This window comes from Calothrix sp. NIES-2100, from assembly GCF_963875285.1.
Taxonomy (GTDB): domain Bacteria; phylum Cyanobacteriota; class Cyanobacteriia; order Cyanobacteriales; family Nostocaceae; genus Aulosira.
On the sequence record NZ_CAWNLA010000001.1, the window covers coordinates 5,239,929 to 5,253,149 of the forward strand.

Consider the following 13,221-nt stretch of genomic DNA (forward strand, 5'->3'; position numbering starts at 1 on the left):
AATCTTTAGTAATGAAGTCCTGAATTTTAAAGCACTGAAGTGCTGACTACGAGTTATTAGGATTAATTGGGTTAATTAAGCCTTGGGCTGTATTAAATAGATTAATCGGATTGCGACCATCTGTAATTAAAACACTCTGCAATCCCAAAGATTGTAATAATCTTGCCTGCATTTCTGGACCAGCTTGTGCCATTGCTATCAAGGTTTCTGCCCCAATAGCTTCTACTTTTTGCCGGAATTCTGCACTAGTAATTTCCGCCATACGCTGTGCTTTTTCTATCTCTAAAGCTACCAGCGCTTGCTGATGGGCGAGTTCCGTCATTTGGCGATCGCGTAATTGCTGTAATTCTACTTCGGCGCGAATCCTGGCGGCTTCAGCTTCTTGTTGTGCCAAATTTACTGCTAATTCGCCTTGAATTCTCGCGGCTTCGGCTTTGGCTCTAGCTTCGGCGGTAGCATTACCTGTGGTTTGAATGGCGGCGTTTTCTGCTTCTAATTCCAACAAATTTTTCCGTTCACTGGCGGCTGCACTTTTATCAACAATTGCTTGTCTTTCTAACCTCGCTTTTGCTTCTTGTTCGATACGTTCAGCATCATGACGGGCTGCGGCTTCTTGAGCATCGGTGGTAATTTGAATGGCAATTTGTACAGATTTTTGCAGACTGTCTAAGGTACGTTCGTCAACAGGTTCGACGGATTGAATATCAACATTGAATATTACCAAGTTATTGGTTCTAAACCGGAATTCTTCTCGGATATGTCCGGCTTCGTCAGTACCAAATACGGCGATGCGAATTATTCGGGCAGAATTGCGGTGAAATTCATCAAATTTGACCCCGGCTACTGCACCACGCACACGAGATGCGATCGCTTTACATACAGTATCAACAAAATCTGGAACTTGAAACAGTTTGGCGGCGGCTTGTTCGTCGTGGCGGTCTACATCAAAATACCAGTTATAGGATAATCGCAGTTGTAGGCGTGCATGGTCGGAGGTTTCCACGGTAAATAAATCTGTCATAAAATCTGGCCCTAGTAATAAAGCCAGTGATTTAATCCGATGCATTTGTTTGGGTACACCACCAGACAAACTCAATACGGTAAAGGCTTCATCCGGGCCTAACATGACTAAATCGGGGCCAAAGACAGTGCGGGCTGTTCTTTCTTTATAATCATGGATTTGGACGGCGGCGTTTTGGGGAACGTGAAAAACAACCGCCTTAGTGCGATCGCGTTTTTTTCCTTGAGGTAAATTTGTTTGTTCCTGGTGATGCTGTCCGCGATCGGCTATGGGGTCAAATTTATTTGCTAGTAGTTCTTCAACGACTGTTGGTAGTTCTTTTTGCCAAAGTTCTTCATAGGGGGTGAGCATATATGCTTGAGGGCCACTCACCAACTTGAGTTCCCCTGTTTGAATATCGCGAATATAGATTCCTTCATTCTTATCTAGGGGAATAGCTTGGCGTTTCTCTACTACTTCCACTTCCACACGGGGGATATAATCTCTCGGCCCAGCAATCATCCACATATCCCCAGGTTGGTGTTGGATCAAAGTTGCGCCTTCACCTTCGCTAAAAGCTTCTTTCGCCCGGAGTAACAACGCTTCTTGCTCACCTAAAACATAAACTTTTTCGATACCCTTTTCTAAAGATTCTCCGGGATGCAAGAAAAATGAATTTCTCCCTTGACGTACTTCGCGCATTCCTAATTGCGGTTTACCTGCATCATCAATGGGGTTAACAACAATACACCATTCTCTGTCACCCAAAACGGTAATTTTAACTTCCCCTACCACCACTTCATAAACATCAGGAATATGGATTTCTGCATCTGCAAAAGTTACTAACCATTCATCTCCAGCTTTGCGCTGGCGAGCAAAAACATCGTTAAATGTGCGTTGCGCCCGCAGATGTAAAGCTTTCTTTTCTGTTAACACATAGGCATTAATAATACCGACAACTTCTTCATCAACCCCTGGTAAATAGGCTCCTTCTTCTCGGACTAACCATTCTTCACCAGATCGGCGCTGATTACCCAGGCGATCGCTGCAATTTTGTCGCGCCAGCAAACGTAAAGCTTGGTTGGGCTTAATTATTTGCGCTGTCACCGTTTCGATGACTTCTACTTCTACACGGGGGATGTAAGTTCCTGGCCCTTCAAACAGCCATTCATCCCCGGCTAAACGGTTAATAGTCCTAGTTTGAATTTGTCCGTCAACGGTAACGGTAATTGTATCTGTGAAATCTCGCAGCGACAACAGACGTAGCGCTTGATTAGTCTCAACCACCTGTAAGCGCTTGATTTCTTCCTCTAACTCTTCGCCGGGATAAAGTGGAAATGGTTCTTGCGCAAAGCGAATTTCTGCGTCACCATACCGTAATTTTACTTGACCAAAGTCATCAGTAATCGGCTGATTTTCCGCATTTCGTTGTACTGGATTAGCAACAATACAATAATAGCGAGGTGGAACCACAATCATCGGCTCAGGTTTTAATATCAACCGTTCGTGATCGCGCAGAGTTATCGTTTGCGGCCCTACTTCCAATCTGGTAACACCAGTATTATTATCTAAAACATGAATAAATTGCTGGGGTTTAATGCGAATTACACCACTAGAAGTCCCTGGAGCATCGCTTTTAGTTTCCAGTTTCCGTTCACTTGTATTCATAATTTAATCGTTGTATTTAATTTGTAAATATTTTTAGGAAAATGAAATATAACTTAAACTATTTTCTGTTTGCTTTGTATTTTTACAAGGTTACTATCACCATAAATTCGGTTTCATCCTAACCGATTTATTTATGAATGTCTCGATTACAGAGAAAGCAAGGCAATTGTTTGTAACATGCAGCTTTAATCTGGGAATGCGATACCTACAGCTAGCTACGCTGACGCATTTGCTATGTCGGAGACGACAATTGCTGCTTTTGATACTACAATTGCGATTTCGGAGACTACATTTGCTGCTTTCGATACTACAATTGCGATTTTGGAGACTACATTTGCTGCTTTCGATACTACAATTGCGATTTTGGAGACTACATTTGCTGTTTTTGAGACTACAATTGCGATTTCGGAGACGACAATTGCTGTTTTTGAGACTACAATTGCGATTTCGGAGACTACATTTGCTGTTTTTGAGACTTTAATTCATAAATGCTTGTCATCAATGGTGATTATGGGCTGGGTTTCCCCGCCCCTACAGCCCAATGCACTGTTTCAAGCTAGCCCCTTATAGGAAAATCCCAGGAATACAATCCTTTTGACTTTTGAATGCGTGACTTTTGACTTCCGCTCAGCGGTACTAGCCCCTAGCCTCAAGCTGTTTACTCATTTTAGTCACTGGAACAAATATCCCTTTTCTTAAATAATGGGGCGTTCTCTCGATAAAAGTAAAACCCAGTCGGGAATAAAATCCTTCAGCATAAAGACTAGCAGTTGTCATCACCTGATCTATACCTTGTTCCCTGGCTTGCTCGCAAAAATGCTCTACTAAAATTCGTCCGATTCCTTGTCTTTGGTATTTGGGATGCACATATAAAGCTATGAGTTCATCAATAATATAACTAGCAAAGCCCCTAACTACATCATCGACAACAGCAACCCAGAAATTATCTGCTTTAATCAGCTTGAAGATATTGGAACCATCAGGGCGATCGCGGTAATTGCGCCAAGCTAAGAGTTCTTGGCGAGAATAGAAGGTGGCTGGTAGGGCTTTAATCGCAGCAATATGAATTGTACTCAGAACCCTTGCATCTGTTGGTTGTGCAGGTCTCAGAAATATTTCCTTAGCATTCATATTTTCAGGCTGGCATTGAGACTATCTGCCTTTTTGACTGGATTTGTACAAAGGTATCAGGTTTTTCATCAGGTGTTTAACTAGCGATCGCAATCTGTAAACAACTAACTTCTAAATTACAACCCAGATCAGCGACTTCTTCAAGAAGTCAGGGATCTAAATTCAGCGATCGCGATCAGCTTGCTCTTGCCTTAAGATTGCTATATCTAAAGGATTTTCCCTATTATTTATCAGGAAGATAAAATGTCAAATTTTGAGCTAGTACTCAAGCTATTACTGCAATTAACGGTAATTTTGGTAACTTGTAGGCTGGTAACTATTTTTGGGAAACGATATCTGGGACAAACTGATGTTGTTTGTGAAATGATTGCTGGTGTGATGTTGGGGCCGTCATTGTTTGGCTTAATTAGCCCAGAGTTACAGCAATGGCTATTTCCCAAAGCACCTCTATTGCTAGCGACGGGAGCAAAAATCCCTAATCCTTCCATGTCAATTCTTTTTGCTATCAGTCAAATTGGGTTGGTAATTTATATGTTTTTGATTGGCTTGGAATTTAATACCGATCTGATTAAGCAGCGCCTGAAGAGTGCAGGTTTGGTATCTGGTGCAGGGATAATTGCGCCTTTTTGTTTAGGTGCGATCGCCGCTTTTTTCTTATACGGTAAGGGCGATTTATTCAAAGCGGGAGTGACTCCTTGGGCTGCGGCTTTATATCTAGGCGCTTCTATGTCGATTACCGCCTTTCCCATGTTAGCCCGGATGCTCTATGAACGGGGTATCGCCAAAACTACCTTTGGCACTTTAGCATTAGCAGCAGGTTCCATAGATGACGCGACTGCATGGTGTTTATTAGCTATTGTCCTAGCGAGTATCAATGCTAATAGTAGTATTGCTGCTTTTGCCATTGGTGGTGGCATTGGCTACGTATTATTAACAGTGTTTGTGGGTAGGCCTGCATTAACTATTTTTACTCGCATGACTGACAAAGATGGTGGTGTGACAATTCAGACTTTGACTTTAGTGTTGATGGTGTTGATGTTTGGTGCGTGGTTTACTGATGCCATAGGCATATATGCAGTATTTGGTGCTTTTATTTTAGGCACAGCCATGCCTAGAGGAGAATTTGCCGAACAAGTCCGCGATCGCACAGAATTTTTGACTACGGCGTTTTTACTGCCGATATTTTTTGTATTCTCTGGACTTAATACTCAAATTGGACTAGTAAATACACCTACTTTGTGGGGAATTACACTGTTAATTGTGGCGATCGCCATTCTTGGTAAAGGTATTGCTTGTATGCTAGCCGCCAAATTCGCCGGCGAAAATTGGCGGGAATCAGCAACTATTGGGGCGCTGATGAATGCCCGTGGTTTGATGGAGTTAATTATCCTCAATATTGGTTTGGAGCAAGGAGTAATTACCCCAACTTTATTTACTATCATGGTTATTATGGCAATTGTCACAACATTGATGGCATCGCCACTAGTTGCCTTTTTATTGCAAGGTACAAGTTACGAAAAATCTCCCGCGTAAGCCCAAATTTGCTCTAAGGTTCTAGCATTGCTAAACCTCACACTCTTGGCGTAATAATTACGAATTACGTTAGCGAAGCGGTAGCGAGGAACGAGCGTCACTACGAATTACGAATTATCTTGAGTGTTAAATTAACCACACTTAATTGCTGATGATTCCATCAATGTTGTAACAAGAATTAACATCATAACCTGGCACGATTATACCTGGAGTGTGTATAAAAGGTTGACATTTTCTAGTGATTTGAAGAATCATCTTAGGGAAACCGGATAGTCACTGTCGAGGAAACTATGCACACAGTAATACTCGTTTTGTTTGAGGTGCTGATTGTTATTGGACTGTCACGGTTAGTAGGACTGGCATTTAAGTCAGTGAAGCAACCGCTGGTAATTGGTGAGATTGTGGCCGGGATTATGCTTGGCCCTTCTCTATTCGGTCTGATTGCGCCATCAGTAGCCGAAGCCGTATTTCCACCTGAGACAATTCCATTTTTGAATGTTTTGTCGCAAGTGGGACTGATATTTTTCATGTTTCTCATTGGGTTGGAGCTTAATCCGAAATACCTCAGTGGTCAGTTAGAAACAGCAGTTTTGACTTCTCATGTGAGTATTTTAGTGCCATTTTCTTTAGGCACACTGCTAGCGATGTTGCTTTATCCGCTGGTTTCTAATGCTAGTGTGTCCTTTACCGCCTTTGCCCTATTTTTGGGGGCGGCGATGTCAATTACAGCCTTTCCTGTACTAGCACGGATTATTACAGAGAATAACTTGCACGGAACGCGCTTAGGGACATTGGCTTTAACTTGCGCCGCTGTGGATGATGTCACAGCTTGGTGCTTGTTAGCAGTAGCGATCGCAGTTGCCAGAGAAGGTAATATTGTCGGTGCATTCCCCACAATTATCGAAAGCATACTCTATATCGGCTTCATGCTCACAGCTGGGCGTTGGTTTCTGCAACGCCTAGCCACCTACTACCAGCGCACAGGGCGCTTAAGTCAATTAGTAGTAGCCTTGATTTATATGGCTGTGGTCGCTTCGGCTTTGATTACCGAATTAATTGGCATTCACCTGATTTTTGGAGCCTTTTTACTCGGTGCAGCCATGCCCAAAAATGCAGATTTAGTCAGGGAATTAGCGGAAAAAACCGAAGATTTTGTCTTAGTATTTTTGCTCCCGGTGTTCTTTGCTTTTAGTGGGTTGCGGACGCAAATTGGGTTACTCAACCGTCCAGAATTGTGGTTAATGTGTGCATTAGTTTTAGGAGTGGCGATCGCAGGTAAGTATATTGGTACTTATGTCGCAGCTCGTGTCAGTGGGATTAATAAACGAGAAGCCTCAGCCTTGGGGTGGTTAATGAATACTCGCGGCTTGACCGAGTTAATTGTTCTCAACATTGGTTTAGACTTAGGTGTCATTTCTCCTGTACTCTTTACCATGTTGGTGATTATGGCATTAGTCACCACATTTATGACCTCACCATTACTGGAATGGACATATCCGAAAAAACTGATCAGGTTAGATCGCTTAGAGCCAGAACTGACAGAAACCGAAGGAGAAACTACTGTTGGTAGCGAGTACCGAATTTTAGTACCAGTAGCTAATCCTAGCACCCAAAAGGGCTTATTGCAGTTAGCAGTAGCGATCGCCCTCAACTATCGTCAACCTGCTGTAGTTCATCCCCTCAGTCTGATTGAATTTGAAGAAGACTATGCGTTTGAGAATACACCAGTTGAGGCTAACCGGTTAATTGAGCAACGCCGTCAACAACTAGAAGATTTAATTAATACTCTCGAACCGCCCACAACACGTTCTTATGTCCAACCGATAATCCGTATTTCCAGCAACGTTGCTAGAGAAACCGCAGAAATTGCCACAATTGAGCAACCTAACTTGATTTTAGTCGGTTGGCATCGCCCAGCTTTTAGTAACAATCGCTTAGGCGGTAGAGTCGGTCAAATTCTCACCACTGCACCCGTAGATGTAGCAGTTTTTATTGACCGAGGCGGAGAGCGATTAGAAAGCTTGTTAGTGCCCTACTCGGCAAATATCCATGATGATTTAGCCCTGGTACTTGCCTTGAGATTGCTGATCAATCGTGATACTTGTATGTTACAAATATTACAGTTGATTTCCGAAAATCAAGTCAACGATGAATTGAGTTATGAGCTACACACGATGATGGAGCGATTACCAAAGAATGTACGCGATCGCATTGAAATCAAACCGATACAAGCCCCAGAGCCAATTCAAGCCGTCGTCACAGCTTCCGAAGCCGTAGACCTGACAATTGCTGGTACTAGCCGCGCTTGGGGTATCGAACGCCAAACCCTAGGAAGATACACAGATCAGCTAGCAATTCAATGTCGTTCTTCTTTGCTGATCACCCGTCGCTATAGTCAAGTCACCTCTCATTTATCCTCCGTTCTTTCGGAAATCAGCACTCAAGAATCAGCAGCAAAAATGTGACAACATGAATAATTTTAAATTCAAATCCTTAATCTTTTATGGAGTGACAATAGCTGGAGTTCTCTTGTTGTTTAAAGTTGTCAGCGCTTACGGAGAAACCAGTCTCAAAGCTCCTCCGGCTATTCAGGGTCACTATCGTCTTGCTTTAGTAGAAGACATCCCCAACTGTGAAAAACCAGAGAAATTAATCCTCAATATTCAGCAATCAGGTATTTACTTAAATGCTGCTTTCGTAGCAGCTAATACTAATGCTGAAACTCCCAATAGCCATCCAAAAAACGATTATCTATCTGGCATTTTCAGCGATAGAAATCTAAGTTTATCTGGGAAAATTGACAGAGGCATTCTGTGTAATATTGCCTCTGCCTCAAATTCACTCGTTCACTCAGCTACAATGCAAATGCAATTGTTGGACAAAGGCAATTTAACAGGTCAATTAGCCTTAAGTGGCAGCACTAGAACGTTTAGATTTACTGCTGTACCAGAAAAAAATCAGGAGAGATCTCAGAAGTTAAAAAGCCATTAAAATAGTTCGTAATTCGTAATTGAAAATATTGTTTTGGAACGACCTAGTAAATTACAACTGTCGCAAAACTTAATTCACCTTAAACGTGAATAGCGAATGACGAATGACAAATGACAAATGACGAATTATCTATTAACCAGGATAGAAAAATGCCAGATAGCTCAAGATACAAAAGATAAAAATCATGGACAAAGGTTTAAAGACTAAAAAATTTTGCCAATTTTGCAAGTTGCTATTTGGTATTAGCTGGTTTGGTGTATATACATCAATTGCGCTGCAAGCAGGTAGCATTAGTGCGAACCCAGTAACGAAGCAGCTACAAGCTCCCAATTCTGCAAATTTACCACCGCAAACTAATGGAAGAACTATTAGCGCACCATTAGTTAGACTTGATAATTGGAACTTTTCTCCAGAGTCTCTACAACTAGAATTTTCGCTCTCAGCAGGGACAACACCTCACTACTTTTATCTCCCCCAGCCCCCCCGGATTGTTGTAGATTTACCTAATACTAAATTGGGCTATGTTCCTACACAACAAAATTATTCTGGAGCTATCCAAAGAGTCCGTGTTTCTCAATTGAATCCAGGTGTTACTCGGATTGTTTTGGATTTAGCACCAGGAAGTTATTTAGATCCAAATCAGGTGAAATTGCAACCTGTGTCTAAAAAAAATCCCACACGTTGGGTTTTACGTCCTTTCAATTCGAGTTATAGGAATTCTGTACAACCTGTAAACTATCCACAACAACCTAATAACTTACCCCAAATCCCATATAACTATCCACAACAACCTATTAGTCAACCAATAACTAATAACCAACAATTGCCCTTTTTTACGTTACCGCCACCATCTAACAACTTGCCAGTAATACCGACTAACCAACAGCAACCATTTGTTGTTGTACCGCCTCTTTTACCTAATAACCAATCTCAACTACCCAGTTCTACACTTCCTCCACCCATTTTTTCCAATCAACCTAATAACTTGAGCAACCCTGCTCCAATAACCCAGCCTGATTTTCCCATTCCCACAATTCCTCAATATCCATCTAATTTTAGAGAAACACCAGTGATTGAGTTTGGTCAACCTATTCCCAAAACACGAAATTAATCGGATAAGGAGGATGAGGGAAGGGAGACAAGGTAGACAAGGAGGACAATGCATCCTCATCTTCCCCTACTCCCTCATCTTTGACTTTGGTGAGTAAACTATTAAAATCTATCCGTTTCTTGCGTTGGCGCAACTGCTCCTGGTTGAGACATGAAAAAGTTTTGCGCAGACTCATTCTGGTAAATACATCTAATATCAGGTTTGTCAGTGTCCAAGTTACCTGTGAAGCCAAAAGTGTTCAGGCGGTTCTTACATTCTCTTACCTGCTCAGATGTTACTAGCTTTCGCTGCTCTAAAAGTGCCCAGTTATTTTGGCGGAGAACGCATCCAGGGCGCATACTAGGTTGAGCAACGTAGACATTGAAAGGATTGAGAGTGACAAAAAGTCTCGCATCCATCACCATAGCGCTGGCTCCGTATTGCACGCAAATCTCAGGGTTTGGTGCTTTGGTATCAATAAATTCACGGGAAGCCACATTAGATGGGGATAAAGTGGTTGTCGAGCTAAAAGCAATGCCAATTCCAATTCCTAAAACAAGAACGCCCCCCAAAATCGCTATGGTGGTGAAGTTAAATAGAGAAGGTTGGAATGCAGAAGATTTAGAACTATTAGCCGATCTACTAGTGGTTGTACGTCTCATTGTCGCTGGTTTACCTTCACGCCTCAGATAGCAGAGAGTTGTTTAAACTGCTCTCCTTCTTTAAGTATGCCGATTATTGGCGAGAATTGCCCGCAACTTCTTAGTCAATTATTTCGTAGTCAGGACTTTAGTGCTTAACTGAAAGGCTAGTAGTCTGTGTGATTAATTAAGTTGCTGAGGGGATGATTTTTCCCAGACAACTGAGTAACGCCAGAACAGATGCTTTCTGACTTGAGCTTCGGTCAAAAATTGCTGATATATTTGTTTTGCTTGCGATCGCGTCAGATATTTGTCTGTCATACCATGCTCTTGCCATGCTGCAATCGCTTCTGGTGTCGGTCTGAGGCGTTTGTTTTTCAATAGTTGCAATGTCAAGTTTAAGGGAAAAGCGATTCCATCGCTTACTAAATCCTGTATCCCTTCTGATTCCACCAAATCAAGAATTACCAGCTTACCACCCGGTTTGAGAGCCGCCTGAATTTTGGGTAATAATACTTCCAAGGGTAAATGATGAACTGTAGCAATCGAAGCGATCGCATCAAAATACTCAAAGGGAAACTGCCATTGCAATATATCCGCTACTTGGAAATCTATATTGGCATAACTTTGAGACCGTTGCTGCGCGACTTCGATCATTTTCGCAGATAAGTCTACCGCCGTCACACGATCAGCCCGTTGCGCTAACAGCCGAGTAAAAACTCCAGTACCACAGCCAATATCGAGAATCCTTTCACAATGGGGTGATAATTGCTGGAGTAAAAAACCGTGGTAATGATTATTATGATCCCAGTTCACCGGCTGAAGTAAAGCCAGCCTGTCAAAATCCCGTTGAATTTTTTCAGTTAGTGCGTCACTCATATTTGTTTATCTTTTATCTTCGTCAAAAGTGCATAGTCAACACTTCGGCTTCGCAGGAGTTGAATCTCAACTTCGTAGTAGTTGAATCTCGACTTCGCTCGATTCCCGCATAGTCGAAACTCAGTGAACACAGTCCACAATCTATAATTTCTTCACAAATGACAAATGACAAATGACAAATGACTAAACCAAAGCGATCGCAGTTACTTCTGGCGGACAATACCAACGTCCAGGGGGAAAAGTTCCTAAACCACGATTCACATAAAGTTGGTTTTTTCCCACCCAATGTAAACCTTGACTCCATTGCCAATTTTTTACAACTTTTGGCCATTTTCCCTGTAAAAAAGGTATCCAAGGCCAAAGGAATTCCGGAATGTTCTGACGCGATGAAGAAATCCAGTAAGGTACAGAACCAATTCCGGGAATCACTATTTGACCCCCGTGAGTATGTCCTGAAAGTTGTAAATCCACGCGCCACTTTTGCAATGCTTCTGCACTATCTGGATTATGAGATAATACAATCCGAGGCGTATTCACATCCAATTGCCCCATGACCGATGCTGGATTGAATTCCGGCGACCAATAATCAGGAAGCCCGACTAATGCTAACCCAGAACCTAAAGGATAGGCTACTTGATTCCACAGAACTTGAATACCAGCATTAGTTAAAGCCTTAGTTATTTCGGCTTTGGAATTAGGAAAATATAAATCATGATTGCCTAAAACAGCATAAATACCAGCCCGACTTTTTAAGCTTTTTAAACGTTTTGCTAGTTGATATATTGGTTGGGGAATATTAGTGACAAAATCACCTGTAAGTACTACTAAATCAGGTTGAAATTGATTGCTAGTATTAATTGCTTGTGCCAGCAATTCTTCAGATAACAGCAATCCATCATAATGAAAATCTGACATTTGAACTATCTTAGTATTGCGTAATGACTGAGATAGTCCGGGAATTTCAATATTTAAATATTCCGTACTTAAAGGTTCTGAAAGTAAATCCATCTTCTTAAATAAAGCAGCACAAATAAAAGTTGGTCAGTTGTCATTAGTCATTAGTCATTAGTCATTGGGAATAACTAGAGGTAGTGAAATTCTGTAGGATGCATTACGGTGCGGGTAATGCATAGTTTTTAGTAAAGCACCTTCTGCATTTGGTGCATAACACTACATTAACGCACCCAGCATTCTTTCCAGAATTACTGGAGAAATCAAATCTCATAAGTAATTGTGCAAAATTAAATCGCCCGTCTACTTAACAGATTAGTGCGATCGCTTAAGTAGCAACGGGCGATTAAGTTCTTTCAGCAGTCCTGGGAAGTTAACTCTGTACTGGATTGAGTTTACCCCGCATATCTCCGAAAAAGGTCTGACCTTTTGTATGTAAGTTAAAGTAAAGTTCGCTACGTTTGGCAAATTGCTCCATTCCCGCAATTGTTTTGACTTTTCCCGGTTTCCCTGATTCAATTGGACATCCTAAGGTGTAAACCCCTACAATATCACTCGCAGAATTAGCGGTCTTTTCGATATTTTCATTTGTCACTTCTAATGAAAAAAGATTATCAGCGAAGTTCTGCTGAATGTCGCCAGCAAGAGCAAAGTCAACTATAATCGGTCCGAGTACGTCTGGGTTGCCACAATGGATATGAAACATGACTATATCTTTGGCATTTACGCCTTCAACCCGAACATCGACAAATGCTTTACTCAAGTCTTTAGTGAATCGCACCACCCCATGTCCTGCTGACTTACGCTGATTTCTCTTAACAGAAGGTGCTGTAGATCGCAGAGATGACGGGATGATTTTTGGTGCATTCTCCTCTTCACCTGGTTCCTGATGAGGACTCAAAAAAGCTTCGTAAACAAAACCAATTTCTTTACTCTTACTGAGGTTAAGGTCAACTTTACTCGACTGGCTGGAGGTTACTGCTTGGTTTCTAGTTTGGGCAAAAGTATTTATTCCCTGTTGAGTGAATAAAGTTACCCATGCAAAAACCACTAGAAAAATCAGGGTGGTAAATATATTTTTAGCACGCATCACATTCTCCTGATAGATAGGTATGTAAGAGAACTTTAGTTAGCGTTGCAACATAGTAGGATGAATGTAGGCAGCTATGGAAAACAGGGGGAAAGATTTTTAAATTTGCTCAATCATCCCTTACTTTATGCAACGCCAGAACTTTAGTTTTAGAGATATTAAATTTTATTACCCGTTAACTATTGATTAGACAGTAAATTTCCGCTTAATTACCCGATTTGGGAGAGTTATCCGGAATTATTCGATC

11 protein-coding genes are annotated in these 13,221 nt (G+C 41.7%); 5 read left to right on the forward strand and 6 right to left on the reverse strand.

Going from position 1 to position 13,221, the window contains the following annotated elements:
- Nucleotides 1-46 precede the first annotated feature (46 nt).
- Complete coding sequence (locus AACU32_RS21530) at nt 47-2,668, reverse strand: colicin uptake protein (RefSeq protein WP_096603104.1); 2,622 nt, start codon at nt 2,666-2,668, stop codon at nt 47-49.
- 234 nt (nt 2,669-2,902) lie between these two features.
- Between AACU32_RS21530 and AACU32_RS21535 the strand changes: the two genes are divergently transcribed.
- A complete protein-coding gene (locus tag AACU32_RS21535) occupies nt 2,903-3,238 on the forward strand; it encodes a hypothetical protein (RefSeq protein ID WP_096603105.1) in 336 nt (111 codons plus the stop codon).
- A 66-nt stretch (nt 3,239-3,304) separates the two neighbouring features.
- Here the strand turns inward: AACU32_RS21535 and AACU32_RS21540 are convergent, their stop codons facing one another.
- Complete coding sequence (locus tag AACU32_RS21540) at nt 3,305-3,799, reverse strand: GNAT family N-acetyltransferase (RefSeq protein ID WP_096603107.1); 495 nt, start codon at nt 3,797-3,799, stop codon at nt 3,305-3,307.
- 243 nt (nt 3,800-4,042) lie between these two features.
- Here AACU32_RS21540 and AACU32_RS21545 point away from each other — a divergent pair, with 243 nt between their 5' ends.
- The 4 genes from AACU32_RS21545 to AACU32_RS21560 all read left to right on the forward strand — a co-directional run bounded on the left by AACU32_RS21545 (nt 4,043) and on the right by AACU32_RS21560 (nt 9,434).
- The gene (locus AACU32_RS21545; protein WP_096603108.1) at nt 4,043-5,332 is read left to right on the forward strand and encodes a cation:proton antiporter domain-containing protein; all 1,290 of its coding nucleotides are present in this window, start codon (nt 4,043-4,045) and stop codon (nt 5,330-5,332) included.
- A 290-nt stretch (nt 5,333-5,622) separates the two neighbouring features.
- Nucleotides 5,623-7,797 carry a cation:proton antiporter gene (locus AACU32_RS21550; RefSeq protein WP_096603110.1) on the forward strand — a complete coding sequence of 725 codons (2,175 nt, stop codon included), beginning with the start codon at nt 5,623-5,625 and terminating at the stop codon, nt 7,795-7,797.
- Nucleotides 7,798-7,801: 4 nt separating this feature from the next.
- Complete coding sequence (locus AACU32_RS21555) at nt 7,802-8,323, forward strand: hypothetical protein (RefSeq protein WP_096603112.1); 522 nt, start codon at nt 7,802-7,804, stop codon at nt 8,321-8,323.
- 184 nt (nt 8,324-8,507) lie between these two features.
- On the forward strand, nt 8,508-9,434 hold the full coding sequence (locus AACU32_RS21560) for an AMIN domain-containing protein (RefSeq protein WP_096603114.1): 927 nt from the start codon (nt 8,508-8,510) through the stop codon (nt 9,432-9,434).
- 101 nt (nt 9,435-9,535) lie between these two features.
- On the opposite strand, the gene AACU32_RS21565 is transcribed toward AACU32_RS21560, so the two are convergent.
- From AACU32_RS21565 to AACU32_RS21580, 4 genes are all read right to left on the reverse strand, one after another.
- Nucleotides 9,536-10,075 carry a DUF3172 domain-containing protein gene (locus tag AACU32_RS21565; RefSeq protein ID WP_096603115.1) on the reverse strand — a complete coding sequence of 180 codons (540 nt, stop codon included), beginning with the start codon at nt 10,073-10,075 and terminating at the stop codon, nt 9,536-9,538.
- Between the two features lie 162 nt (nt 10,076-10,237).
- Nucleotides 10,238-10,933, reverse strand: a complete 696-nt coding sequence (locus AACU32_RS21570) for a class I SAM-dependent methyltransferase (protein ID WP_096603117.1) — start codon at nt 10,931-10,933, stop codon at nt 10,238-10,240.
- A 183-nt stretch (nt 10,934-11,116) separates the two neighbouring features.
- Nucleotides 11,117-11,941 (reverse strand): metallophosphoesterase, encoded by an 825-nt coding sequence (locus AACU32_RS21575; protein ID WP_096603120.1) that lies wholly within the window; start codon nt 11,939-11,941, stop codon nt 11,117-11,119.
- Between the two features lie 316 nt (nt 11,942-12,257).
- Complete coding sequence (locus AACU32_RS21580; RefSeq protein WP_096603122.1) at nt 12,258-12,974, reverse strand: CHRD domain-containing protein; 717 nt, start codon at nt 12,972-12,974, stop codon at nt 12,258-12,260.
- Nucleotides 12,975-13,221 lie beyond the last annotated feature (247 nt).